Here is a 23,491-nt window from a genome sequence, read left to right on the forward strand (position 1 = left end):
CCCACAGGGTTTGGCGGCGCACACAGCTGTTGCGCACACCTCAAATCCACTGTGGGAGCGAGCTTGCTCGCGATAGCGTCAATAGAAACGCCGCATCACTTGTCCTGAAACTCCGCCGCACGCTTGGCCACGAATGCCGCCATGCCTTCCTTCTGATCCTGCGTCGCAAACGCCGCGTGAAATACCCGACGCTCGAAGCGCACGCCTTCGGACAGGCTGACCTCAAAGGCGCGGTTGACGCTTTCCTTGACCATCATGCTGATAGGCACCGACTTGGAGGCGATCAACGCTGCAGTCTTCAGTGCGTCGTCCAGCAGCTCATCAGCTGGTACGATCCGCGCGACGATGCCGCAGCGCTCGGCTTCCACCGCGTCGATGAAGCGCCCGGTCAGGCACATTTCCATGGCCTTGGCCTTGCCCACCGCCCGGGTCAGGCGCTGGGTGCCGCCCATGCCCGGCAGCACACCGAGATTGATCTCCGGCTGACCGAACTTGGCATTGTCGCCGGCCAGGATGAAGTCGCACATCAACGCCAGTTCGCAGCCACCGCCCAAGGCAAAACCGTTCACCGCCGCGATGATCGGCTTGCGGCGGTTGGCCACGCGGTCGCTGTCGCTGAACAGGTCGTCCAGGTAGATCTGTGGGTAGGTCAGCTCGGCCATTTCCTTGATGTCAGCACCGGCGGCAAAGGCTTTTTTCGAGCCGGTCAGCACGATGCAGCCAATCTTCGGATCAGCCTCCAGGCTGTCCAACGCCTGGTTCAGTTCGCTGACGATCTGCGCATTCAAGGCGTTCAATGCCTGGGGACGGTTGAGGGTGATCAGGCCGACGCGGTCCTTGATCTCCAATAAAATCGTTTCGTAGCTCATGCAGGACTCCTGTTCAAAGATTGCGCGAAATGACCATGCGCTGAATGTCGCTGGTGCCTTCGTATATCTGGCAGACCCGCACGTCGCGGTAGATGCGCTCCAGCGGGAAGTCGTTGAGGTAACCGTAACCGCCCAGGGTCTGCAACGCCATGGAGCAGACCTTTTCGGCCATTTCCGAGGCGAACAGCTTGGCCATGGACGCTTCCACCAACGCCGGCTGGCCGCTGTCCCGCAGGGCGGCGGCGTAGTGCACCATTTGCCGGGCCACGGCGATCTGGGTCGCCATGTCGGCCAGGCGGAACGCCACGGCCTGGTGCTCGATGATCGGCTTGCCGAAACTGGAGCGTTCCCGGGCATAGTCCCGGGCCGCCTCGAACGCCGCGCGGGCCATGCCCACCGCTTGCGCCGCGATGCCCACGCGCCCGCCTTCCAGGTTCGCCAGGGCGATCTTGTAGCCCTCGCCCTCCTCACCCAAGCGATTGCCCACCGGCACCTTCACATCCTCGAAGAGGATCTGGCAGGTGTCGGAGGCGTGCTGGCCGAGTTTGTCTTCGACCCGGGCCACGCTGTAGCCCGGCGAATCGGTCGGCACGATGAACGCACTGATGCCACGCTTGCCGGCGCTCGGATCGGTCACCGCAAACACAATCACCACTCCGGCGTTCTGCCCGGACGTGATGAACTGCTTGCAACCGTTGAGCACGTAATGATCACCCTCCAGCCGCGCCCGCGTCTTGAGGCTGCTGGCGTCCGAACCGGCCTGGGGCTCGGTCAGGGCAAAGGCGCCAAGCATCGCGCCACTGGCCAGGGGAGTGAGGAATTTCGCCTTCTGTTCATCGTTGCCGAACTTGAGGATTGGCACGCAACCCACCGAGTTATGCACGCTCATGATGGTCGAGCACGCGCCGTCACCGGCAGCGATTTCCTCCAAAGTCATGGCGTAGGCCAGGTAACCGGTTTCACAACCGCCCCACTGCTCCGGCACCAGCATGCCAAAAAAGCCCAGCTCGGCCATTTCACCGATAGCTTCCCGGGGAAAACGGTGCTCGCGATCCCATTCGGCGGCGAACGGTTTCAAGCGTTCCTCGGCGAATTGCCGGGCCATGTCGCGGATTTGGGTCTGTTCTTCAGTCGGGAGCATGGTGATTCCTTAATACAGGCATTCGACGGCCATGGCCGTGGCTTCGCCGCCGCCAATGCAAATGGCCGCGACGCCGCGCTTGAGCCCCTTCTGGCGCAGGGCTGACAGCAGGGTCACCAGGATTCGTGCGCCAGACGCGCCAATCGGGTGGCCCAGCGCACAGGCGCCGCCGTGGACGTTGACCTTGGCATGGGCAATCTCCAGTTTGTCCATGGTCACCAGGCCCACCACAGCAAAGGCTTCGTTGACTTCGAACAGGTCGACTTGATCCAGCGACCAACCGGTCTTTTGCATCAGTTTCTTCACAGCGCCAATCGGTGCGGTGGGAAACAGGCTCGGGGTATCGGCAAACGCCGCATGACCGTGGATCACCGCCAGGGGCTTGAGGCCACGCTGAGCCGCCTGGCTCTGGCGCATCAGCACCAGCGCTGCGGCGCCATCGGAAATGGAACTGGCGTTGGCCGCCGTCACCGTGCCGCCCTCGCGGAACGCCGGTTTGAGCGAGGCGATCTTGTCGATCCGCGCCTTGGGTGGCTGCTCATCGTGGCGCACAGTCACTTGTTCCTTGCCGACCATGACCTGCAACGGCACGATCTCGGCGTCGAAACTGCCGTCCTTGATCGCCTGCTGGGCGCGGGTGGTGGATGCAATGGCGAACGCATCCTGGGCCTCGCGACTCAAGCCATTGGCCTCGGCGCAATCTTCGGCGAAAGTGCCCATCAGCCGACCTCTGTCGTAGGCGTCTTCCAGACCGTCGAGGAACATGTGGTCAAGCACCCGGCCATGGCCCATCCGGTAACCGCTGCGGGCCCGATCCAGCAGGTACGGCGCGTTGGACATGCTTTCCATGCCGCCGGCCACCACCACTTCGGCGCTGCCAGCGATGAGCATGTCATGGGCGAGGATCGTCGCTTCCATGCCCGAGCCGCACATTTTGTTGAGCGTGGTGCAGCGGGTCGACTTGTCGAGCCCGGCGCCCAGCGCGGCCTGACGCGCCGGTGCCTGGCCCAGGCCGGCGGCGAGCACGCAACCGAACAGCACTTCTTCAACTGCATCGGGGGCGATGCCGGCACGCTCCACGGCGGCCTTGATGGCGGCGGCACCCAGCTGCGGCGCGCTGAGGCTCTTCAGTTCGCCCTGGAAGCCGCCCATGGGGGTACGGACGGCGCTGACGATGACAATAGGATCGTTGGACATCATGAATCCTCCTTATTATTTGGCTGCCATACGCAAGGCACCGTCGAGACGGATCACCTCGCCGTTGAGCATGCTGTTCTCAATGATATGCCTGACCAGCGCCGCGTACTCGGAAGGTTTCCCAAGGCGCGGCGGAAACGGCACGCCAGCGGCCAGGGAGTCGCGTACTTCCGGGGTCATGCCGGCCATCATCGGGGTCTCGAAAATCCCTGGCGCAATGGTCATCACCCGGATACCGAAACGCGCCAGCTCGCGGGCGGCCGGCAAGGTCAGGCTGGCGATGGCGCCTTTGGACGCCGCATAAGCCGCCTGGCCGATCTGTCCATCGAAGGCCGCCACCGACGCCGTATTGATGATCACCCCGCGCTCGCCGTCGGCGTCTGCCTCGGTTTCGGCAATGACCGCTGCCGCCAGGCGCAGCAGGTTGAAGCTGCCGATCAGGTTGACGTTGATCACCTGACTGAAGCTGGCCAGGGCGTGGGGACCGTTCTTGCCGAGGATCTTCTCGCCGCGCACGATACCAGCGCAGTTCACCAGGCCATTCAGACCGCCGAAAGCCGTGACCGTGGCCTTGACCGCCGCTTCAGCCGCCGTTTCGTTGCTGATGTCGGCCACCACGCTCTGGCAGCCCAGTTTTTGCGCCTGGGCGGCCACGGCGTCGGCGTTGAGGTCCACCAGCATCACCTTGGCGCCGGCCTTGACCAGCATTTCGCCGGTGGCCGCGCCAAGGCCGGAAGCACCGCCGCTGACGAGAAAAATCTTGTTGTCGATCTGCATCATGGTTTCCTTGGATTCAAGCTGAAACGTTGTGCGCCGCAGCCTCTTGAGCTTTGGCGATCTCTTGGTTGCGCAAGATAAAGCGCTGCAATTTGCCGCTTGGGGTTTTCGGCAAGTCGCTGACAAATTCGATTTCACGGGGATACGCATGGGCCGCCAGGCGCTGGCGCACGTGCAGGCGCAATTCTTCGGCCAGCTCCGGTGAGGCACGGTATTGAGTGCTGAGCACCACGAAAGCCTTTACCAACTCGGTGCGCTCCGGGTCGGGCTTGCCGATCACAGCCGCCTCCACCACGGCCGGGTGTTCGATCAGGGCGCTTTCCACGTCGAACGGACCCACCCGGTAGCCGGAGGTGGTGATCACGTCGTCGCTGCGGCCGACGAAGCTGATGCTGCCGTCCGGATTCAGCTCCACGGTATCGCCGCTCAAGTAGTAGTCACCGACGAAGGCCTTGGTCGGCCCGCCTGCGTAACCGGCGAACCAGCACATGGGCGACTGGCTGCGGTCCAGCGCGAGAATGCCCGGCTGGCCTACGCCCAGCTCGCGCTGGTTTTCATCCAGCACCACGATCCGATGGCCCGGCGAAGCAAAACCGGCCGCGCCCAGATGCACCGGGTGTTCCAGCCCATGGTGGTTGCACAGCACCATGCCCAGTTCGGTCTGGCCGTAATGGTCGTGGATCACTACGTTCAGGTTATCGGCGAACCAACGGATCACCTCTGGGTTCAACGGCTCACCGGCGCTGCTGACGATGCGCAGCTTGCCCTTGATCGAGCGGGCGAACTGCTCGCCACCGGCGATCAACAGGCGATAGGCCGTGGGCGATCCGGTCAGATTGGTGATGCCGTATTTGTTGATGACCCGGCAGGTGCTTTCCAAGGTGAACGGGCCATCATAGAAGGTAATCGGATGCCCCATCGCCAGCGGCCCGGTCACGCCAAAATAGATGCCGTAGGCCCAACCCGGGTCGGCGACGTTCCAGAACGCGTCTTCGGGGCGCAGGTCTACCGCGTCACGGGTGTAGCTCTGGAACGCAACAATGGCCTTGAGCGGTACCGACAGCGCCTTGGCAGGTCCCGTGGTGCCGGAGGTGAACATCAGCAGGAACGGGTCTTCGCCAGTGAGCATCAGCGGTTCGCACTGGCTGGAATGGTTCGCCACTTCGGCCCAGAAACTGTAGTCGCCACGCACGATGCCCTGGCCCTTTTCGCCGCCGACCGTGACGATGGTGGGGCAACTGGCGACTTCGTCGAGCTTGGGACGGTTGACCGCATCGGTGACGACCACGCGCGCCCCCGAGCTGCCGAGCCGGTGCTCGATGGCCTTGGGCCCGAACGCGGTGAACAGCGGTTGATACACCGCCCCGATGCGCCAGGTGGCGAGCACCACGATCAACAGTTCAGCGGTGCGCGGCAGCAGGCCGGCCACTTTGTCGCCCTTGCCGACGCCTTGGGCGCGCAGGAAATTGGCGAACCGCGCGGCGTTTTCCTGCAGGTCACGGTAAGTCCAAGTCGCATCGCTGCCGTCACGACCCTCCCAGAACAAGGCGATGCGCCCGGGCAACGCATGCCGGTCGCAACACTCTACGCAGGCATTGAGCGCCTCGAGCGAGCCGTGCAGTGCGGCGTTGACGGTGTGCAGGTAATCGAACTGCGAAGTGGCGGACGAATAATCGCGCATGACCAGCATCCCTCTGTGGTTTTTATTGGTTGGGGGAACCGTGAATAGCAGGCAAATACTCGCGCCGAAGGGCTATGGCGGCAATGGTCAAAGCTTTCAAGTTGCTTGACTGGTTTGGCCATGGTTCAGGGATGTGGTGTTCTTTAGGCCCTCATCGCGAGCAAGCTCGCTCCCACAGGGGATTTGTGTAGTGACCACCCAAGCACCAATGTGGGAGCGAGCCTGCTCGCGATGGCGGAGGTTCGCCGCTACAAGGGCTGCTTCCAGGCAAATGAATAGACTTTCTCCGGCGCCGGCGACTGGCAGCGCTGATTATCCGCGTCAGCCCCCACCAGGAACCACTCGGCCCTTGAGGTATTGCCGACCCGGCGAGCTTTTTGCGGGTCGTAACAGCGGGCCAGGTCCCGCGCGGGCACCAGGGCGAAGGCCTGGGGGTGGCTGCGCAGCCAGGTGGCGGATTGTTCCAGGGAGTTGCCGTTATAAAAGCCAAAATGCACGATGGGTTGCTGGGCGAACAGCCAATGCCCCTCACGCCAACCCACGAGCACCAACTCGGCATCGGCAGTCAGCCCGGCGACATCGCGCATCAAGGTCTGGTGGGGGTTGATGCCTTCCTTGTGGGGCTCGACGAAGCCGCGCACAAACCAGGCGCACAGCCACACCACCGTAAAGGCAGTGAATACCAGCCTGCCCCTCGGCCGCGCGCCAAACCAGCGGCGCAGTATCCACGGCACAAGCGGCGCCACCACCAGAATCAACGCGGGTAACACGGGAAAGATATACAGCTTGCGCTTGCCACTGCTCAGGCTGAAAAACAACAGCACCAGGACCACCCACCCCAGCAGCACCAGCACCCGACCGTCGTGCTTGAGCAATTGTTTACGCCAGGCCGGCACCAGCCAGGGGAGCAAGAACACAATCGGCAGCCAGTACTTGGGAATCACCTGGACGAAGAAATACCAGAATGGTTCGCGGTGTTCCCATGCGTTGGCATAACGCCCAGCGGTCTGCTTGAACAGGATTTCCTGGGCGTACGCCAGGCTGTCGGCACTGCCCTGCGCGACAATCATCAGCAAAGGCCCCAGCCATAACGCGATGGCGGCCAATGCTACGACCAGCCCCAGCCACCAGCGTCCTGCCTGGCCAGGCATGGCCACCACCCCTTTCCAACCTTTGCGCAGCGCATAGACGTAGGGAATCAGCAGTAGCACCGGCAGAAAACCCACGCCTTTGCTGATGATCCCGAACCCCATCGCCGCACAGGCCACGTAGTACCAACGCCAGGCCGGGCCGAGCAACACATGCCGGCACAAGCCATAGATCCCCAGGATGGTCCAGAGCGCAAGGAAACCATCGATCTGCCCGGTGCGCAGGATGCTGTAGGTCTGGTAGGTGGCGAGAAACAAGAACGCCGCGATCACCCCCACGCGCCTTCCCCACAAGCGTCGGCCCAGGTCATACAGGCACGCGGTGGTGACGGCGCCTGCCAGCAGCGCGGGCAAGTACAGGGCAACTTTGGGCAGGTGGGTCAGTTGCACGAACAGCGCCACCGTCCACATGAACAGCGGCGGTTTGTCGGCGTAGATTTCACCGGCGCGATGGGGAATGAACCATGAGCCGTTCTGCAGCATCTCCAGGGCAACGCCAAGGAAGCGCTCCTCATCGACGTTCATCGGTTGGCGCCAGCCCAGGCCCGCGCCCACCATGATCAAGGCCAATACCACAAACACCAGGAGCTCGAGCCGCGAGGAAGATAATCGTATCCGCACCGTCTCAGCCCTTCTTGGCCAGTTCGGGGTTTTCCTGCTCATGATGCTTGGCGATCAACTGCAAATTGCGCAGGTAAACGATAAAGCCGAAGGACTGGCCGACAATGAACACCGGGTCTTCGCGGTAGATGGCATAGGCCAGCAACAGCGCGCTACCGATGATGCTCAGGTACCAGAAGCCAACGGGAATCATGCTGCGCTTCTTGTATTCGCTGTACAGCCATTGCAGGGCAAAACGCCCGGTGAATGCCAATTGACCACTGAAGCCAACGGCCAACCACAACGATTCTCTGCCCATTTCAAACCTCGGTTTCTTGTGCGTTGACGTCCAGGCGGGTGCGCTTGATCAGCCACCACACCCCGAACAGATCGACAATGCCCACCAGCGCCCGGTCCAGGTTGCCGTAGTTGGACACCCCGGCCCCGCGCTCACGGTGATTGACCGGCTGAACCAGCATCCGGCCGTTGTGACGGCGGATCAGCGCCGGAATAAAACGGTGCATGTGATCGAAATACGGCAGGCGCAGAAACGCCTCGCGCTCGATCAATTTGATGCCGCAACCGGTATCGGGCGTCTGGTCCTTGAGCAGACTGGCGCGCAGTTTATTGGCAAATCGCGAGGCCCAACGCTTGCTCGCCGTGTCCCGGCGGTTGACGCGATGCCCCGCCACCAGCTTCACGCCGGCGGGTGTGCCTTCGGAGCCGCGCACCAGGTCGAGCATTTTCGGCAGATCGGCCGGGTCGTTCTGACCGTCGCCGTCCAGGGTTGCCAACCAATGCCCGCGTGCCACTTCAGCGGCGTGGTAGATCGAGGTGCTCTGCCCGAGGGAACGGGTGTGGCTGAGCACCCGCAATTGCTGGTAGCCACTGCCTTGTAAGGTTCTTAACTCAGCGGCGGTGGCGTCGGTGCTCCCATCGTCCACCACGATGACCTCAAAGTTCTCATTGGCCAACGCCGTGCGCACTTCTTCGAGAAGTGGAATGAGATTGCCTGCCTCGTTCTTGGCCGGAATCAGGACCGACACATAAGGGGTTTCGTGCATGATGCTCCAGAAAAAATGCTGGGAAATAAGCGGTTAGACGGCGTAATAGTCGCGATACCAATCGACAAACGACTGCACTCCGACGGGCACTGCGACCTGTGGGCGAAACCCCACCCGCTCCTCCAATTCACGAGTGTCCGCCCACGTGTCGACCACGTCGCCCGATTGCAACGGCAAGAAATTCTTTATCGCGCGGATGCCCAGTGCTTCTTCAATGCACTCGATAAACTGCAAAAGCTTCACCGGTGAGCCGAAACCGATGTTGTAGACCTTGTTGCGCACGCCGGTCTCATTGGTCGGCGGCAGCGGTATCAGCCGCACGAGGCCCTCGACGATGTCGTCGATATAGGTGAAATCGCGAGACATCGCACCGTCGTTGTAAACGTCGATGGTGCGACCGTTGAGGATCGCATCGGTGAATTTGAACGGCGCCATGTCGGGCCGTCCCCAAGGTCCATACACGGTAAAAAACCGCAGGCCGGTGGTGGGAATGCCATAGAGATGCGAGTAAGCGTGGGCCATCAGCTCATTGGCGCGCTTGGTCGCCGCATAGAACGATACGGGCTGATCGACAGGGTCGGTCGTGGCGTACGGCAGGCGGTCGTTCAAGCCATACACCGAGCTGCTCGAGGCGAAAATCAGGTGCGCCGGCCGATGGGCACGACAGGCCTCCAACACGTTGAGGAAACCTACCAGGTTGCTTTGCGCATAAACGTCCGGATTGTCGATGGAATAACGCACGCCGGCTTGGGCCGCGAGGTGGACGACTTGGTCGAAGGCATGTTCGGCAAACAACTCCAACAGTGCCTGTTTGTCTGCCACATCCAGCAACTGAAAGCGGAAATCGCGGCATTCGGTCAACTGCGCCAGTCGTGCCTGTTTCAGTTCGACGCTGTAGTAGCTGTTGAGGTTGTCGATGCCAATGACCTGATGACCATCGTTGCACAGCCGCTTGGCGGTATGAAATCCGATGAACCCTGCGACGCCGGTGACCAGTACTCTCATACGCGGCCCAAAACCGTCATTTGCATACATTACCCTGATGGATGACCCGGCTTTTCCGGGGCCTGCACAGGCTTGTATCAGAAATAAATGACGGTTTTATGAGCGTGCCAGTGTGCCCAGCGAAACCCCCTATGGGAGCGAGCTTGCTCGCGATAGCGGCGGTTCAGCCGCCTCTTCATTGACTGTAAGACCCTCATCGCGAGCAGGCTCGCTCCCACAAAGGGGCTTGGGGAGACACCAGATTAGAGACCAGCCGATGGATCAATCAGGGTCGTTGAGAATCAGGCTGCGATAATGCCCCGGGTTGGACCCGGACCATTTGCGAAACGCCTTGTAGAAGGAGCTGGCATCGGCAAACCCCAGGCGCGAGGCGATTTCGACAAAACTGATGGAGGGCTCGGCCAGCCAGGTGATTGCCAGATCCTTGCGCACGCTGTCCTTGAGGCCCTGGTAAGTCTGGCCCTCCTCCGCCAGGCGTCGGCGCAGAGTGGACGCGGACACACACAGTTGCTGGGCCAGGGCCTCGGTTTCCGGCCACTGTTCGGCAGGCAACTGCCGAAGGTCGTGCCGGATACGGCTGGCCAGGCTTTGCGGGTTGCGGTACTTGACCAGGATGTTGGCCGGGGCCTGGGCAAGGAAGCGCTTGAGCTCATCAGCGTTGCGCCTGATCGGCAGGTCGAGGCATTCGGCGGCGAAAATCATCCGGGTACGAGGCCGGTCAAAACGCAGATTCTGGGAAAACATCACCCGATAGTCGTCGCAGAAATCCGGCGCAGGGCAACGCAGTTCGACGGAAAGAATGGGAATGCGCCGCCCGGCCAGCCAGCAGGCCACGCCATGGACGATCATCCAGTAGGTGAAATAGGTAAAGGCCCGGCGCGGTTCCTGATCGTCTTCCAGCAGCACGATCTCCGCCAGGCTTTGCTGGCGCATCCACTGGGCCGGCAGGTGTTCGAGCATCAGCGACAGAAACCCCAGCCCCGCCGTCAAGCCGCTCGCCAGCGTGGGCTGGGCCATGGCGCACTGGCAGAGAAACGCCAGGCTGCCGGACTTGAGCTTGCGCGGGTCCATGCCAAAAAACTCGTCATCCAGGCGACGGGCGAGCAAACGCCAGAGCCGTGCATAGGCATGGGCCGGGACCCGCGCCTGCGCGTCGTCGAGCAGCGCAGGGTCTATGCCGACCTTGCTCAGCACTTCATCGGTAGCCGCTCCGCAGGCGCAGCTTTGCAGCAGTGCCTCACGCACCAACTGGATGGAAATGGTGTCTTTTTTCGACATGGCGCGGGTGTTCACAGAATCCGGTAAAGCAGCCGCTCTATCCGCACCCGGCTGACCCGTTTCAGGAACCTGGCCACGGCCTCGGGGTAATCCGGCAGGGTTTCCAGGTCAAGGTAACGTTCGATCCGGCGCGTGTGGCGGTAGATCTGCTCAAGCTCGGCCTGACGCGGTGCCAGCAACTCGCCCTTGGGGTCGTCCAGCAACAGCGCGTTTTCCAGGTCCAGGCGAAAGGCCCGCGGGTTGAGGTTGTTGCCGGTCAGCAAGGTGTAGCGCTCGTCGATCCACATGCCCTTGAGGTGATAGGTGTTGTCCCCGTCACGCCACAGGTGCAGGTTCAATTGGCCGCTGTCGATAGCGCGCTGATGGCGTTTGGCGAAACGCCGCAAGCTGATTTCGTAGAGGTATGGCAGCGCCGCGATGATCTTGAACGGCTCGCTTGGCGGAATGTAGAAGTCGTTGGCGGTCTTGTCGCCGACGATGATGTCGATCTTGACCCCACGGGCCAAGGCGCGATTGAGCTCCCGGGTTACCGCCAGGGGCAGGTTGAAATACGGTGTGCAAATGGTCAGTTGCTGGCGGCTGCTGGCGATCAGTTCACCGATCACCCGGCTCAGCGGATTGTTCTTGCCCACCCCCAGCAACGGGCTTACCGACAGGCCACTCTTGTCGAGGCTGCCAACGCTGGTGTCATAGGTCGCGTACTTGAGCCGACTGCGCAAATCGCCGATGTCCTTGCGCAAACTGCGGGTGCTGGGCAGGTTCGGCAGGTCCAGGCGGTGCACGGCCCTGGAGGTGACCAGGCCGTGCTGCACCAGGTGATGCATCGAATCGGCCAGTGCCGTGTTCTGCAGCAGGTGATAGCGGTCGTAGCGGTACTTTTCGAACTTGTGCAGGTAGACGTTATTCAGGCTGGCGCCGCTGTAGAGCACACAGTCGTCAATCACGAAGCCTTTCAAGTGCAGCACGCCAAACAGCTCGCGGGTTTGCACCGGCACGCCATAGATCGGCACCTCGCTGGCATGGGTGCGAGTCTGTTCCTGATACCACGCCGAGTTGCCCGGCTGCTTCTTGGCGCCGATCAGCCCGCGCTGGGCCCGCAGCCAGTCCACCACCACGACCACATCCAGTTCCGGACGCGCGGCCTTGGCGGCATGCAGGGCATCGAGGATTTCCTGGCCGGCCTCGTCCTGTTGCAGGTACAGCGCGACGATGTAGATGCGCTGGGTGGCCTGGGCGATTTTCTCCAGCAGGCAACGGCGGAATTGGGCAGCGCCATCGAGGATGGTCACCGCGTCGGCGGTCAGTGCAAAGCTGCGCAGCTTGGGCAGCAGGGAGCGTTTGAAAAGCGACGGCATAGGGCTCGCAAAAGGTCGATTCCGAAGAACGGATGAGCTTACACCATGGATGGGTTTGGGTCTTCCTGTCCTAAAGAAAAAAAGACTTGACCAAGGAGAACGATCATTCTACTTTTGTTTCATGAACGAAATTACTGGTAATGAAACACGAGACATCATCCTCGATGTCGCCGAAAAGTTGATCTATAAAAGTGGCATCGCCGCCACCGGCATGGACCTTCTGGTGAAAACCGCCGGCGTCTCCAGGAAAAGTGTCTATCGCTACTTCGCCAACAAGGACGACCTGATCGTGGCCGCCCTCAAGCGGCGGGACGAACGCTGGATGCACTGGTTCAGCACCGAAGTGGACAAGGCGCCGACCCCGACTGCACGGCTGCTCAACCTGTTCACCGTGCTCAAGGGCTGGTTCGACAGCGAGGGTTTCCGCGGCTGTGCATTCATCAACACCAGTGGCGAAACCGGCGATCCACAGGATCCGGTCCGCCAGGTGGCGAAGCTGCACAAACAGAAGTTGCTCGATTACGTAACTCGGCTGTGTGTCGAACAAGGTGTCCAGAACCCGGACGCACTGGCCCGCCAACTCCTTATTCTGATCGACGGCGCCATTACCGTGGCGCTGGTCATGGGCGACCACAGCGCGGCTGACGACGCCCAAGACATGCTGAAGATGTTGTTACACGCCTGAGCCGTTGAACCTTGTGCAATTCATTGGAGATCCGCCATGTCTGCTTCTTCCGAAGTTCGCCCGCCTTTGCCGCCGTTCACCCGTGAATCGGCGATCGAGAAAGTTCGCCTGGCCGAAGACGGCTGGAACTCTCGTGACCCGCAAAAAGTATCCCTGGCCTACACGCTGGATACCCAATGGCGTAACCGCGCCGAATTCGCCCATAACCGCGAGGAAGCCAAGGCATTCCTGACTCGCAAATGGGCCAAGGAGCTGGATTATCGGCTGATCAAGGAGCTCTGGGCGTTCACCGATAACCGCATCGCCGTGCGCTACGCCTACGAATGGCACGACGACTCGGGCAACTGGCTCCGCTCCTACGGCAACGAAAACTGGGAGTTCGATGAGCAAGGCCTGATGTATAACCGCTATGCCTGCATCAACGACATGCCGATCAAGGAAAGCGAGCGCAAGTTCCGTTGGCCGCTGGGTCGCCGGCCGGATGATCATCCGGGGTTGTCTGAGTTGGGGTTGTAACGCTTTCGACTGACCTGCCGCTATCGCGAGCAAGCTCGCTCCCACATTGGATTTCAGCGAATACACATGTTGTGCCCGACATGGATCCCCTGTGGGAGCGAGCTTGCTCGCGATGACAGCGGCGAATCCGACAAAGGTGCAGGCTGACTCACCGCTATCACGAGCAAGCTCCCACAGCACCGCCAGACAAGCGGCCCCTCCAACAGGCTTGACCCACATGCCGCCAAGCATCACATTGCCTGGGCCGGCGATAAGCTCGCTGTTTCGTTGTGCAGCAGATTTTTGTGGAGCCCATGACCGCGTCGATTCCGATCCGCCCCCCCTGCCCGCCCGGCGTCTGTGATTGTGGCCGTGATGCCTTGCTGCAAGCGCCTGGCAGCGACCTGCGCATCCTGTGCCTGAATCGCCAGGAAGAAAAACGCCTGCTTGAACGCCTGGAGAACATCCAGAGCCTCGATGAACTCCAGCGCCTGCAGCAGCGCCTGTACGAAAACCTGGGGATCCGCCTGAGCGTCGAGCCTGGCTACAACGAAGTGCGGACCATGCGCGGCATCGCCATCGAATTCCAGGACCAACCCGGCCTGTGCCGCAAGATTCGCCAGTCGATTCCCGCCGCCATCCGCCGTGGCCTGGAAAAACGCCCCGAGATTGCCTGGCGGCTGTTGGATGCCCACGATTTGTTTCGCGACATCTGAACCCAGGCTGCTCCTTCCCTGGAGCAGCACCTCGGCCTAGAAATCCACCGTCGCGGAAAGCAGGTAGGTGCGCGGGGTCGACAGCGTCAATCCGGCCTCACTGTCATCCGACGCCCCGGCCGAACTCCAGTAGCGCTTGTCTGCCACGTTTTCGATGTTAGCCCGCAGGGTGATGTGCTTTTCGTCGACCTTGAATGCGTAGCGGGCGCCCACGTCGAAACGCTCCCAGGAATCGATTTCCTTGGTGTTGGACTGGTCCAGGTACTGCGAGCTGGAGTAGATGCCACGGCTGGTCAGGGTCAAGCCCTGTACCGTCGGCACGTCCCATTCGGCGCCGAGGTTGACGTTGTACTTCGGCGTGGCCGGTGCGCGGTTGCCGTCGAAGGTGCCGTTGGTGGTATGGGTCAGTTCGCTGTCGATGTACATCACGCCGCCAAGCAAACGGGTTCCCTTCAGCGGTTCGCCGAAGACACTCAGTTCCACACCAGTGTTTTCTCGCTTGCCGTTCGGGCCGAAGACACGCGTCGTCGCGTCGGTCGCATAGGCCGGCTGTTTGATCCGGAACAGCGCGGCGGTGACGGCGAACGGACCGGCATCATACTTGGCGCCCACCTCGACCTGACGGCTGATGAACGGCGGGAAAATCTCATCCTCGTTCACCGACGTCGACGGCGCGATCTTGCCCTGGCTCAGGCCTTCCATGTAGTTGGCATACAACGACAGCTTGTCCGTCGCCTTGAACAGGATGCCACCCGACGGCGAAATCTTTTCCTCATCGTAGGCGGTTTCGCCCTTGTCGTTATTCGTCCAGTCGTCAACCTTCACCCGTTGCCAGCGGGCACCTAGGGTCAGCAGCAAGCGATCCTCAAACAGACCCAGCGTGTCGGACAACGCCAGGCCACTGAAGCGGTTCTCGGTGTAGACTTTGTCGTCCTGTCGCGTCGGGTTGCTCGGCGTCGGGGTCTGTACCGGGTCATACAGGTTGCTGTTGCCGTTGGCGTAACGGGCGCCACCATTTTCGAAGTCCATGTAGAAATAACTGGCCGCCAGGTTGACCTCATGGCTCACCGGGCCGGTATGGAACCAGTTGCGCACCCCGGCATTGGCCGTCCGGACATTCTCGTCGCGAGTGAAATCCCGGGGTTGAACGCGGAAATCTCCAGCCTCATTGAGGACCGAAACGGCATGCCGAAGGAACTCATGATTACTTTTGCGCGCCCCCACGCCGCCGTACAGCATGACGGAGTCGTTGACATCGAATTCGGCATTCACCGCGCCGAAGGTATCTTTGGTACGCGCCTTGCTCCAAGACTGCGCGTAGTTGCGACCTACATCGCTGGCATGCGGCACTGGCGCGTCGGCGGCAACCTGCACGCGTTCCTGGGGCGCGTCGGTGTTACGCTCGGTGCGGCCAATGTCCGTCGAGAGCCGCAGGCGTTCACCGCGAAAATCCAGGCCCAGTACCGCCATCTCGCGGTCCACGCTCTGGTGATCCCATTCGGTGTCGCCCGCCTGCTTCACACCATTGAAGCGAATACCGAACTTGTCCTCTTCACCAAAACGCCGCCCGACATCCACGGCACCGCCAAGCTGGTTGTTGGAGGCATAGCTGCCGGTGAACGAGGTGATGGGCTTGTCGGTCGCACGCTTGGGCACCACGTTGATCCCGCCGCCCACGCTGCCCCGCGGCGAAATACCGTTGATGAGCTGGCTCGGGCCCTTGACGATATCGACGCGCTCGGCCATCTCCATGTCGATCGTGTACGTCGGCAGGATGCCGTAGAGTCCGTTGTAGGCGACATCGCTGTTGAACAGGCTGAAACCACGAATGGTGAACTGCTCAAAGCGTCCGCCCGCCGGGTTGGTGGCGCGGACCGACGGGTCGCTGGCGATCAGGTCGCCCAGGGTGCGTGCCTGCTGGTTCTTGACCGCGGCGCTGGTGTAGGTGGTCATGCTGAACGGCGTTTCCATGAAGTCCCGCGAGCCCAGCAAGCCTTGCGAACCACGGCGAGCAACCTGACCACCGGCATACACCGGGCTGTCCGTCGAAGCCGTGGCGCCGACAATCGAGGTGGGTGCCAGTTGCAGGCTGCCGCCTTCTGGCGCCGGCATCAGGATGTAGGCCTGCTCACCCGCAGGCTGTAACTGCAGGCCAGAACCGCGCAACAGCCGGGCAAAACCCTCCTCGACCCCAAACTCACCCGAAAGCCCGGCGCTGTTGCGACCACTCACCAGGGCCGGATCTACCGACAAGTTGACGCCCGCCAGCCCGGCAAACCGGGTCAACGCCGCGCTGAGGCTGCCCGCCGGCACCTGATAGCTGCGCCGGGTGGCTTCTTCGGCCAGGCTCGATGAAATAAAGAAGGGGCTGGCGCTCAGGCTCAACATGAGGCTCAGGTTCAACAGCGGACGCCAGCCGGCAAAGGCCGGGCGCAAACGCAAAGGTGCAACTGCGGACATTGGAAAGCGCTCTCATTTTTGTTCAGTTGCCTTGAATGACAAGCGAGACAAAAAAAGGGGACAGGCCTCAGGCCATATTTTTGCGAAGCGTCAACGTGACCCAATAGCGAGTACGCATATGCACGTCCAGCGGCAGGCTGGCCGCAAGCAGCGCGAGGATTCGGTCGGTGTTGTCCAGGCGGAAGCTGCCGGTGATTCGCAGGGGTTCCAGGGTTTCATCCCAGCGCAACACGCCGGGGCGATAGCGGCTCAGTTCCCGCAGGAAATGCCCCAGCGGCTGGTCCTGCGCAACCAATACGCCGTCACGCCAACCCAGCTGTGCCACGTCGAACACCTTCACTGGCCCCGCGCCTGAGTCCTGGATGTTGACCTGCTGGCCCGCTTCCAAGCTCAGCAATGGCCCGCGCAGGGGTTGCAGTTGCGCCGAGCCGCTGACCACCGACACCCGGCAATCGCCCTCGCCCAGGTGCAGGCAGACCTCGCCACGAGTGATGGTGATAAGCCCATAGGGTGATTGAACGGACAGCGGCGTGTTTCCGGCGAGCTTGAGGGCCATCTCGCCGCGTACCAGCACCAGGCGCCGCGCCTCGAGGTCCAGGTCGACGGCGCTGTCGGTGTTCAGTTGCAGTGCACTGCCATCGACCAGCGACCAGCGCCGTTGCTCGCCTGTGGCGGTGTGCAAATCAGCGCGCCAGGCCTCCAACGGCAGCTCTCGCCCCAGCAACCAAGCGGTCGGGACCAATGCGGCGACGCCCAACGCGCGCTTGAGCACCTCGCGCCGGGCCAGTACTGGGCGGTCCAGGGTTGCCATGCCCAAGGACGCGGGCACCCCGGCAAAACGCTGGCGCAATCGCTGGGCCTTCTGCCAGGCCGCCTCATGATGAGCGCTACTGTCGCGCCAGCGTTGCAGGGCCGTCGAGTCGAACGCATCCCCGTCGAACTCCATCTGGGTCAACCAGCGAGCCGCCGCCCGCGCCGCTTCACGGGCTTCGGGCGAAGGAGCCGAGCGCATCAGAAGTCCACCAACAGGCAATGCTCATAGGCCTGGGCCATATAGCGTTTTACGGTGCGTTCGGAGACTTGCAGGCGCTCGGCGATCTCGCGATAACCCAGGCCTTCAAGTTGGCTCCAGAGAAAAGCCCGGCGCACCAAGGGCGCCAGGCCATCGAGCAATTCGTCCAGGGCTTGCAGGGTTTCCAGCAGCAGCCAGCGTTGTTCTGGCGACGGTGCGCAGGCTTCAGGCAGGCTTGCCAAGGCATCGAGATACGCCTGTTCCAGATTGCGCCGGGTGTAGAAATTGCTCAGCAGGCGTTTGCCAACGGTCAGCAGGTAAGCCCGGGGTTCTTGCAGGTCAGCCAAGGTCTGGGAACTGGAAAGCACCCGCAGGAAGGTATCCTGGCGCAGGTCCGCTGCATCCCAGGCATTGCCCATGCGCCGCCGCAGCCAGCCTTCCAGCCAGCTACCGTGGTCACGGTACAACGCATGGAGGGAATGCTCCGTCGGCGTAACGGCATCACACATGTCCAGAGCCTGCGCAAAGTCTTAAATGAGACTGATTCTAATTAATGTTCGCGCGTTAATCCAAGCTCTTTATGCAATGTGTGTCTAAACACGGGGATGGAATTGATAGAGGGCCCTGTGGGAGCAAGCTTTGCTCCCACAGGCAGGTCTTTTGCGAGCCAGTGCTATCAGTGGCTGGCGTGCAAGGTCTTCGCCACCTCAGGCATGGCCGATGAGTGATGGTTGATGATCTTCCACTGGCCATCGAGGCGCTCATAGAGGAAGGTGTAGCGCGCCTGGACCTCGCGCTTGGAACCGTCGGCCTGGGTGAGCGTGAAGGTATAGACACCACTGTCCATCGCCGCATCGGGGCCCAGGTGGCGGATCTCCCGGTAGTTGATTTGCCCGACCGGTTTGCCGGCCAGGAAATGCTCGAAGTAATCCTGAATCTGCGCCGGCGTGTTGCGCACCTTGTTGGAAACAGTCGGTTGCAAAATCGCATCCGGAGCGTAGAGGCCGGTCACGGCGGTGGCGCTCCCGGTTTGCAGCGCGGCGTTCCAGCGGTCGAACAGCGCCGCGATCTCGCGGTCATTCACATTCTTGGGCTGCTCGGCCACCGTGCGATACACGTAAGGCGTAGCCTCAAGCGCCTGGACAAGCGGCGCGGCCAGCAGGAATAAAGCAGCAATGGCGCAGGTTTTCATTTTCATCAAAGTGTTCCTTTGGGTTTCAATGGGCCCACTTTGCCGGCCTTCCCTGCCTTCGCCATCGGCCAACCGGTGCCAATCGCCTATGCCGTTCGGCAGATAGGCCCGGTGCCGGTGACACGTTCTAATGACGCCACCGCGAACCGGACCGGTCCTCTTCCACGCTGGAGTTCCCCATGCAAAGCCCACCCCATGACCCCGGCAGTGCCCTGGCCATCCGCAGCCAATATCGCCAGTCGCAAAGCCGTGCCGCACGCCTGGGCCTGCTGCTGGGCACCGGCCATGAACTGACGCAGTTGCCCCTGTCGGCCATGCGCCAGCGTGCGCTGCAACGGGCGTGCGCGTTCATGGCCATGGACCATGGCCTGCTGCTGGAGTGGGCGCCGGACCACCCGTTGCGCACCCTCGCCAGTCACGGCAGCGCGGAACGACTCGAGCTGCTCGCCAACCAGGCCCAGCCACAAACACCCGGCCCACAATGGCTGGAATTGCCCGGCAGCGCCCTGCCCCAGGTCTTGCGGGTGCCATTGCGTGCCTCCGACGGCGTAGAGTTCGGGGCGTTGTTGCTGGGTAACAGCGTGGCCCTCGGCGCGCCGGACAACGAAGACATCGAATCACTGCAATTGCTCGCGACGCTGTTGGCGGCGCACCTGGAGAACAGCCGTCTGCTCGAAGCACTCCAGGCCCGCGAGCGGACCATGTCCGAGTTGGTCCACCGCCTGTTCAGCGCCCAGGAAGACGAACGCAAGCGCGTGGCCTACGACCTGCACGACGGCCTGGCGCAGAACCTCGCCGGTTTGCATCAGCGCTTGCAGGGCTTCGCCGGTCGCTGCCCGTCGCTAGCGCCCGCATTGGCGAACGAGCTGCAAAGCATCCTCGACCTGGCCCAAGGCTGCGTTGGCGAAGGTCGGCAACTGATTGGCGGCCTGCGCCCCCACGTGCTGGATGATTTCGGCCTGTACAAAGCCGTCGACAAGGAGGCCGATCGCCTGCGCGATGCGGGCCTGACGGTGAACTGGACCGAACACAGCACCGCGCGCCTGCCGGGCAACACAGAGATCGCCCTGTTTCGCATTGCCCAGGAAGGCATCAACAACATTCTCAAGCACGCCCAGGCCAGCCACGTGCACTTGGGGTTGGCGGTGGACGATGGCCACGCTTGCCTGCGAGTGGAAGACGATGGCCGTGGCTTTGCCCTGGAACAACCCATCGAGACCAACGGCAGCTGCCATCTGGGGCTGGCTGCCATGCAGGAACGCGCGCACTTGCTGGACGGCCACTTGAGCTGTTGCAGCCAGCCCGGCGGCGGCACCCGACTGCTGGCCAGCGTGCCGCTACCGGCCCACGGAGTACAACCATGAACCGCCCTTTACGCCTGCTGCTGGCCGATGACCATGAAGTCACCCGCACCGGGTTTATCAGCATGCTCGCCGGCAACCCGGGATTCGAGGTCGTCGGTCAGGCCCGGGATGGCCAGGAAGCCCTCGACCTGTGCGAGCGGCTACAGCCGGACATCGCGATTCTCGACATCCGCATGCCCGTCCTCAACGGTTTGGGCGCGGCGCGGATCCTGCAGCAGCGCCAGCCCGGAATCAAAGTCGTGATCTTCACCATGGATGACAGCCCCGACCACCTCGAAGCCGCCATCGGTGCGGGCGCGGTCGGCTATCTGCTCAAGGACGCCAGCCGCGATGAAGTGCTCGACGCCCTCAAACGGGTCGCCCAGGGCGAAGAGGCGTTGAACAGTTCGGTCAGCGCGCGCCTGCTGCGCCGCATGGCCGAGCGCGGTGCGAATGGTGCCACTCAAGTCCAGGCCCTGACCGCCCGGGAACGCCAGGTCCTGGGGCTGGTGGCCGGCGGTTTCAGCAACCGTGAGATCGGCGAAAAGCTGGGCATCGCGCCCGGCACGGCCAAGGCCCACGTGGAACGCGTCATCGGCAAACTGGGCGCCGCCGACCGGACCCAGGCCGCCGTGCGCGGCGTTGCCCTGGGCCTGGTGGCGCAACCTACCGGGCAATGGCCATGAGGTTTCTCGCCGCCCGCCGCTGGGCCGACCTGCCCTTGCGCGGCAAAGCCCTGGTGGTGATTTCCCTGCCCCTGGTGGTCCTGCTGCTGTCGCTGGTGCTGATCTATATCACCGAACGCCAGACCGCCCGGGCCGAAGAGGATGTGCGCCGGGTGCTGCTGGTCCAGGGTGATATCCAGACAGTCCACACCCTGCTGGCCGAGGCAGCGGCCAGCGTGCGCGGTTACCTGCTGACCCGCCGTGAAGATTTCCTGCCCAGCTACGAGCAGGCCACGCCGCTGATCCAGGCCGCGTTGCAGCGCCTGGACCACAACATTCGCGACGCCAGGATGCGCGAGCACCTCAAGACCATCACCCCGCTGATCGCTGACAAACTCGACGGTTTGCTCGCGCTACGCAACGGCAAGCGCGACGACCCCGAGGCCATCACCGCGATCCTGATCGAAAACAAACAGGTGCTGGACGTACTGCGCGAGCAGATCAGCGCCATGCGCATACGCGAGGACGCCCTGCTCGCCGACCGCAGCGCCGCCGCCTCGGCCACGCGCATGCGCCTGTTGTTCGCCACCTTGCTGGCGGCGGTGTGCGGGCTGCTGGGGGCGATTGTCGCAGTGTTGTTCCTGTCCAAGGGCATTGTCGCCCGGGTCCAGCAGGTGCAAGGCAACGCCCAGCGCCTGGCATTGGGCCAACCCTTGTTGCCGCAACCGCCGGAGCAGGACGAAATCGGCCAGCTCGGCACGCGCCTGGTGGAGGCCGGGCAGTTGCTCGCCGAACGTGAACGGGCCCTGCGCGACAACGAGGAGCGCTTGCGACTGATCATCGATGGCGTGAAGGACTACGGGATCTTCGCCCTGGATGCCCAAGGCTACGTCACCACCTGGAACGCTGGCGCGGAACGGATCAAGGGCTACACCGAGCAGGAAATCCTCGGCCGGCATTTTTCCCTGTTCTACCTGGCCGAAGAGTGCCCGGCGCACCCGGAGATGGCCCTGCGCGAAGCCACCCGCGACGGTCATTACATGGAAGAAGGCTGGCGTTGCCGCAAGGACGGCAGCCGCTTCTGGGCCAGCGTGGTCATCACCGCCCAATACGATGGCACCGGTGCCTTGCGCGGTTTCTCCAAGATCACCCGCGACATCACTGATCGGCGCGCCGCCGAAATCGCCCTGCGCACCGCCCGTGAAGAAGCCGAAAGCGCCAGTCGGGCCAAGAGCGAGTTTCTCTCGCGCATGAGCCATGAGCTGCGTACGCCACTGAACGCCATCCTCGGTTTCGCTCAATTACTGGACATGGACTCCACTGCTGGGCAACGCCCCCAGGTCAGCCATATCCTGCGGGCCGGCCAGCACTTGCTGGCGCTGATCAACGAGGTGCTGGACATTGCCCGGATCGAGGCCGGGCGCCTGCCGCTGAACATCGAACCGATCGCCCTGTCGACGGTGCTGCACGAAGCCCTGACCTTGGTTTCACCGATGGCCGCCGACGCCGGGATCCACTTGGCCGAGCTGCCAGCGCTGCCCGACGACAGCGGCGTGCTCGCGGACCGCCAGCGCCTGGTACAGGTGCTGCTCAACCTGCTGTCCAACGCCATCAAGTACAACCGGCCCGGCGGTGAGGTGCGCATCGAAGTCAGCGTCCAGCCCCATCAGGTGAGCATCGCCGTCAACGACACCGGTCATGGCATTGCCCCGGAACAGCTGGACCAACTGTTCAAGCCCTTCGAACGCCTGGGCGCCGATCCCCAGGTCGAAGGCACTGGCCTGGGGTTGTCGTTGAGCAAGAGCCTACTGGAAATGATGCAGGGCAACCTGCAGGTCCACAGTGAGCCCGGACACGGCTGCTGTTTCACCCTGCAACTGCCCGGCACCCAGGTGATTGGCGCGCATTTGCCGCCCATCGCCGCCCTGGCGGTGACACGTTCGCCTGTGGACTATCACGGCAAAGTCCTGTGCATCGAAGACAACCTGTCGAGCCTGGCGCTGATCGAAACCCTGATGCAGCGCCGTCCCGGCATCCAGTTGCTGTCGAGCATGCAAGGCCAGATGGGCCTGGACCTCGCTCGCCAGCACACCCCGCAACTGATCCTGCTGGACGTCAGCCTGCCCGACCTCGAAGGCCTGGAAGTCTTGCGGCGCCTGCGCCAGTCCCCGGCCACCGCCGCCACCCCCGTGCTGATGATCACCGCCGATGCCAGCGACCTGACCCACCGCGCCCTGCGTGACGCCGGTGCCACGGCGATCCTGACCAAACCTATTCATATCCAGGCCTTCCTGGGCCACCTCGAACACTATCTACCGGAGCCCGCATGAATCGCGACTTGCGCATTCTGATCGTCGACGATCAGCGCCCCAACCTGGACCTGATGGAACAACTGCTGGCCCGCGAAGGGTTGCACAACGTGTTGAGCAGCACCGAACCGTTGCGCACGCTCGATCTGTTCAACAGCTTCGAGCCGGACCTGGTCATCCTCGATTTGCACATGCCGGCGTTCGACGGCTTTGCCGTGCTGGAGCAACTCAACCGGCGGATCCCGGCCAACGACTACCTGCCGATCCTGGTGCTGACCGCCGACGCGACCCGAGACACGCGCCTGCGTGCGCTGGCCCTAGGTGCCCGGGATTTCATCAGCAAACCCCTGGATGCGCTGGAAACCATGCTGCGCATCTGGAACCTGCTGGAAACCCGTGCGCTCTATAAGGCGTTGCGCGAGTTGATCCCGTCCCAGCAGATCGAACTGTTGCGCCAGCACCGTCCCGCCGCCGGCCCGGCTTGACCTGGCGGCCGTTC

The 23,491-nt window shown here is 62.6% G+C and carries 22 protein-coding genes; 7 read left to right on the forward strand and 15 right to left on the reverse strand.

The annotated features are described in order from the left end of the window. Positions 1-95 precede the first annotated feature (95 nt). From Q7F16_RS03025 to pssA, 11 genes are all read right to left on the reverse strand, one after another. Entirely contained in the window at positions 96-869 is a 774-nt protein-coding gene (locus Q7F16_RS03025) for an enoyl-CoA hydratase (protein ID WP_024617255.1), read from the reverse strand. A 13-nt stretch (positions 870-882) separates the two neighbouring features. Next, positions 883-2,010 carry an acyl-CoA dehydrogenase gene (locus Q7F16_RS03030; protein WP_024617256.1) on the reverse strand — a complete coding sequence of 376 codons (1,128 nt, stop codon included), beginning with the start codon at positions 2,008-2,010 and terminating at the stop codon, positions 883-885. A gap of 9 nt (positions 2,011-2,019) precedes the next feature. Next, the gene (locus Q7F16_RS03035; protein ID WP_409555604.1) at positions 2,020-3,210 is read right to left on the reverse strand and encodes an acetyl-CoA C-acyltransferase; all 1,191 of its coding nucleotides are present in this window, start codon (positions 3,208-3,210) and stop codon (positions 2,020-2,022) included. A 12-nt stretch (positions 3,211-3,222) separates the two neighbouring features. Next, the gene (locus tag Q7F16_RS03040; RefSeq protein ID WP_046062447.1) at positions 3,223-3,984 is read right to left on the reverse strand and encodes an SDR family NAD(P)-dependent oxidoreductase; all 762 of its coding nucleotides are present in this window, start codon (positions 3,982-3,984) and stop codon (positions 3,223-3,225) included. Between the two features lie 16 nt (positions 3,985-4,000). After that, a complete protein-coding gene (locus tag Q7F16_RS03045; RefSeq protein ID WP_046062485.1) occupies positions 4,001-5,665 on the reverse strand; it encodes an AMP-binding protein in 1,665 nt (554 codons plus the stop codon). Between the two features lie 248 nt (positions 5,666-5,913). Further along, on the reverse strand, positions 5,914-7,371 hold the full coding sequence (locus tag Q7F16_RS03050; RefSeq protein ID WP_409555616.1) for an ArnT family glycosyltransferase: 1,458 nt from the start codon (positions 7,369-7,371) through the stop codon (positions 5,914-5,916). A 67-nt stretch (positions 7,372-7,438) separates the two neighbouring features. Then, positions 7,439-7,732: a lipid-A-disaccharide synthase N-terminal domain-containing protein gene (locus Q7F16_RS03055; RefSeq protein WP_046062448.1), complete on the reverse strand. Its 294-nt coding sequence runs from the start codon at positions 7,730-7,732 to the stop codon at positions 7,439-7,441. 1 nt (position 7,733) lies between these two features. Continuing rightward, positions 7,734-8,477 (reverse strand): glycosyltransferase family 2 protein, encoded by a 744-nt coding sequence (locus Q7F16_RS03060; RefSeq protein ID WP_003202022.1) that lies wholly within the window; start codon positions 8,475-8,477, stop codon positions 7,734-7,736. Positions 8,478-8,510: 33 nt separating this feature from the next. Next, positions 8,511-9,482, reverse strand: a complete 972-nt coding sequence (locus Q7F16_RS03065; protein ID WP_046062449.1) for an NAD-dependent epimerase — start codon at positions 9,480-9,482, stop codon at positions 8,511-8,513. A 261-nt stretch (positions 9,483-9,743) separates the two neighbouring features. Further along, entirely contained in the window at positions 9,744-10,760 is a 1,017-nt protein-coding gene (locus Q7F16_RS03070) for an AraC family transcriptional regulator (protein ID WP_046062487.1), read from the reverse strand. A gap of 11 nt (positions 10,761-10,771) precedes the next feature. Further along, entirely contained in the window at positions 10,772-12,115 is a 1,344-nt protein-coding gene (gene pssA / locus Q7F16_RS03075) for a CDP-diacylglycerol--serine O-phosphatidyltransferase (protein ID WP_046062450.1), read from the reverse strand. A gap of 121 nt (positions 12,116-12,236) precedes the next feature. Here pssA and Q7F16_RS03080 point away from each other — a divergent pair, with 121 nt between their 5' ends. The 3 genes from Q7F16_RS03080 (at position 12,237) to Q7F16_RS03090 (ending at position 14,011) form a co-directional block, all read left to right on the forward strand. Next, entirely contained in the window at positions 12,237-12,800 is a 564-nt protein-coding gene (locus Q7F16_RS03080) for a TetR/AcrR family transcriptional regulator (RefSeq protein WP_046062451.1), read from the forward strand. A gap of 36 nt (positions 12,801-12,836) precedes the next feature. Then, on the forward strand, positions 12,837-13,316 hold the full coding sequence (locus tag Q7F16_RS03085; protein ID WP_409555605.1) for a nuclear transport factor 2 family protein: 480 nt from the start codon (positions 12,837-12,839) through the stop codon (positions 13,314-13,316). 293 nt (positions 13,317-13,609) lie between these two features. Then, positions 13,610-14,011 carry a hypothetical protein gene (locus Q7F16_RS03090; RefSeq protein ID WP_003202036.1) on the forward strand — a complete coding sequence of 134 codons (402 nt, stop codon included), beginning with the start codon at positions 13,610-13,612 and terminating at the stop codon, positions 14,009-14,011. A 36-nt stretch (positions 14,012-14,047) separates the two neighbouring features. Here the strand turns inward: Q7F16_RS03090 and Q7F16_RS03095 are convergent, their stop codons facing one another. From Q7F16_RS03095 to Q7F16_RS03110, 4 genes are all read right to left on the reverse strand, one after another. Next, a complete protein-coding gene (locus Q7F16_RS03095; RefSeq protein WP_409557406.1) occupies positions 14,048-16,471 on the reverse strand; it encodes a TonB-dependent siderophore receptor in 2,424 nt (807 codons plus the stop codon). A gap of 67 nt (positions 16,472-16,538) precedes the next feature. Continuing rightward, positions 16,539-17,483 carry a FecR domain-containing protein gene (locus tag Q7F16_RS03100; RefSeq protein ID WP_409557405.1) on the reverse strand — a complete coding sequence of 315 codons (945 nt, stop codon included), beginning with the start codon at positions 17,481-17,483 and terminating at the stop codon, positions 16,539-16,541. Beyond that, positions 17,483-17,992 (reverse strand): sigma-70 family RNA polymerase sigma factor, encoded by a 510-nt coding sequence (locus Q7F16_RS03105; protein ID WP_079303332.1) that lies wholly within the window; start codon positions 17,990-17,992, stop codon positions 17,483-17,485. The genes Q7F16_RS03100 and Q7F16_RS03105 overlap by 1 nt, the downstream gene beginning before the upstream one ends. A gap of 167 nt (positions 17,993-18,159) precedes the next feature. Continuing rightward, positions 18,160-18,681 carry an SgcJ/EcaC family oxidoreductase gene (locus tag Q7F16_RS03110; RefSeq protein WP_014338290.1) on the reverse strand — a complete coding sequence of 174 codons (522 nt, stop codon included), beginning with the start codon at positions 18,679-18,681 and terminating at the stop codon, positions 18,160-18,162. 173 nt (positions 18,682-18,854) lie between these two features. Between Q7F16_RS03110 and Q7F16_RS03115 the strand changes: the two genes are divergently transcribed. From Q7F16_RS03115 to Q7F16_RS03130, 4 genes are read left to right on the forward strand one after another with little or no spacing between them, the layout of a single operon-like run. Then, positions 18,855-20,039 carry a sensor histidine kinase gene (locus Q7F16_RS03115; RefSeq protein ID WP_409557404.1) on the forward strand — a complete coding sequence of 395 codons (1,185 nt, stop codon included), beginning with the start codon at positions 18,855-18,857 and terminating at the stop codon, positions 20,037-20,039. Beyond that, positions 20,036-20,704 (forward strand): response regulator, encoded by a 669-nt coding sequence (locus tag Q7F16_RS03120; RefSeq protein WP_046062457.1) that lies wholly within the window; start codon positions 20,036-20,038, stop codon positions 20,702-20,704. The genes Q7F16_RS03115 and Q7F16_RS03120 overlap by 4 nt, the downstream gene beginning before the upstream one ends. Further along, a complete protein-coding gene (locus Q7F16_RS03125) occupies positions 20,701-23,013 on the forward strand; it encodes an ATP-binding protein (protein ID WP_046062458.1) in 2,313 nt (770 codons plus the stop codon). Before Q7F16_RS03120 ends, Q7F16_RS03125 begins: the two co-directional genes overlap by 4 nt. Then, on the forward strand, positions 23,010-23,477 hold the full coding sequence (locus Q7F16_RS03130) for a response regulator (protein WP_018610463.1): 468 nt from the start codon (positions 23,010-23,012) through the stop codon (positions 23,475-23,477). The genes Q7F16_RS03125 and Q7F16_RS03130 overlap by 4 nt, the downstream gene beginning before the upstream one ends. Positions 23,478-23,491: the final 14 nt, after the last annotated feature.

Source organism: Pseudomonas sp. Lb2C2 (assembly GCF_052112205.1).
In the GTDB taxonomy this organism is placed as follows: domain Bacteria; phylum Pseudomonadota; class Gammaproteobacteria; order Pseudomonadales; family Pseudomonadaceae; genus Aquipseudomonas; species Aquipseudomonas kilonensis.

Excerpts from the sequence above, each read along its gene's own strand:
- Q7F16_RS03025 (WP_024617255.1), bottom strand. The coding sequence starts at position 869 with ATGAGCTACGAAACGATTTTATTGGAGATCAAGGACCGCGTCGGCCTG.
- Q7F16_RS03030 (WP_024617256.1), bottom strand. The coding sequence starts at position 2,010 with ATGCTCCCGACTGAAGAACAGACCCAAATCCGCGACATGGCCCGGCAA.
- Q7F16_RS03035 (WP_409555604.1), bottom strand. The coding sequence starts at position 3,210 with ATGATGTCCAACGATCCTATTGTCATCGTCAGCGCCGTCCGTACCCCC.
- Q7F16_RS03040 (WP_046062447.1), bottom strand. The coding sequence starts at position 3,984 with ATGCAGATCGACAACAAGATTTTTCTCGTCAGCGGCGGTGCTTCCGGC.
- Q7F16_RS03045 (WP_046062485.1), bottom strand. The coding sequence starts at position 5,665 with ATGCGCGATTATTCGTCCGCCACTTCGCAGTTCGATTACCTGCACACC.
- Q7F16_RS03050 (WP_409555616.1), bottom strand. The coding sequence starts at position 7,371 with ATGGTGGGCGCGGGCCTGGGCTGGCGCCAACCGATGAACGTCGATGAG.
- Q7F16_RS03055 (WP_046062448.1), bottom strand. The coding sequence starts at position 7,732 with ATGGGCAGAGAATCGTTGTGGTTGGCCGTTGGCTTCAGTGGTCAATTG.
- Q7F16_RS03060 (WP_003202022.1), bottom strand. The coding sequence starts at position 8,477 with ATGCACGAAACCCCTTATGTGTCGGTCCTGATTCCGGCCAAGAACGAG.
- Q7F16_RS03065 (WP_046062449.1), bottom strand. The coding sequence starts at position 9,482 with ATGAGAGTACTGGTCACCGGCGTCGCAGGGTTCATCGGATTTCATACC.
- Q7F16_RS03070 (WP_046062487.1), bottom strand. The coding sequence starts at position 10,760 with ATGTCGAAAAAAGACACCATTTCCATCCAGTTGGTGCGTGAGGCACTG.
- pssA (WP_046062450.1), bottom strand. The coding sequence starts at position 12,115 with ATGCCGTCGCTTTTCAAACGCTCCCTGCTGCCCAAGCTGCGCAGCTTT.
- Q7F16_RS03080 (WP_046062451.1), top strand. The coding sequence starts at position 12,237 with ATGAACGAAATTACTGGTAATGAAACACGAGACATCATCCTCGATGTC.
- Q7F16_RS03085 (WP_409555605.1), top strand. The coding sequence starts at position 12,837 with ATGTCTGCTTCTTCCGAAGTTCGCCCGCCTTTGCCGCCGTTCACCCGT.
- Q7F16_RS03090 (WP_003202036.1), top strand. The coding sequence starts at position 13,610 with ATGACCGCGTCGATTCCGATCCGCCCCCCCTGCCCGCCCGGCGTCTGT.
- Q7F16_RS03095 (WP_409557406.1), bottom strand. The coding sequence starts at position 16,471 with ATGTCCGCAGTTGCACCTTTGCGTTTGCGCCCGGCCTTTGCCGGCTGG.
- Q7F16_RS03100 (WP_409557405.1), bottom strand. The coding sequence starts at position 17,483 with ATGCGCTCGGCTCCTTCGCCCGAAGCCCGTGAAGCGGCGCGGGCGGCG.
- Q7F16_RS03105 (WP_079303332.1), bottom strand. The coding sequence starts at position 17,992 with ATGTGTGATGCCGTTACGCCGACGGAGCATTCCCTCCATGCGTTGTAC.
- Q7F16_RS03110 (WP_014338290.1), bottom strand. The coding sequence starts at position 18,681 with ATGAAAATGAAAACCTGCGCCATTGCTGCTTTATTCCTGCTGGCCGCG.
- Q7F16_RS03115 (WP_409557404.1), top strand. The coding sequence starts at position 18,855 with ATGCAAAGCCCACCCCATGACCCCGGCAGTGCCCTGGCCATCCGCAGC.
- Q7F16_RS03120 (WP_046062457.1), top strand. The coding sequence starts at position 20,036 with ATGAACCGCCCTTTACGCCTGCTGCTGGCCGATGACCATGAAGTCACC.
- Q7F16_RS03125 (WP_046062458.1), top strand. The coding sequence starts at position 20,701 with ATGAGGTTTCTCGCCGCCCGCCGCTGGGCCGACCTGCCCTTGCGCGGC.
- Q7F16_RS03130 (WP_018610463.1), top strand. The coding sequence starts at position 23,010 with ATGAATCGCGACTTGCGCATTCTGATCGTCGACGATCAGCGCCCCAAC.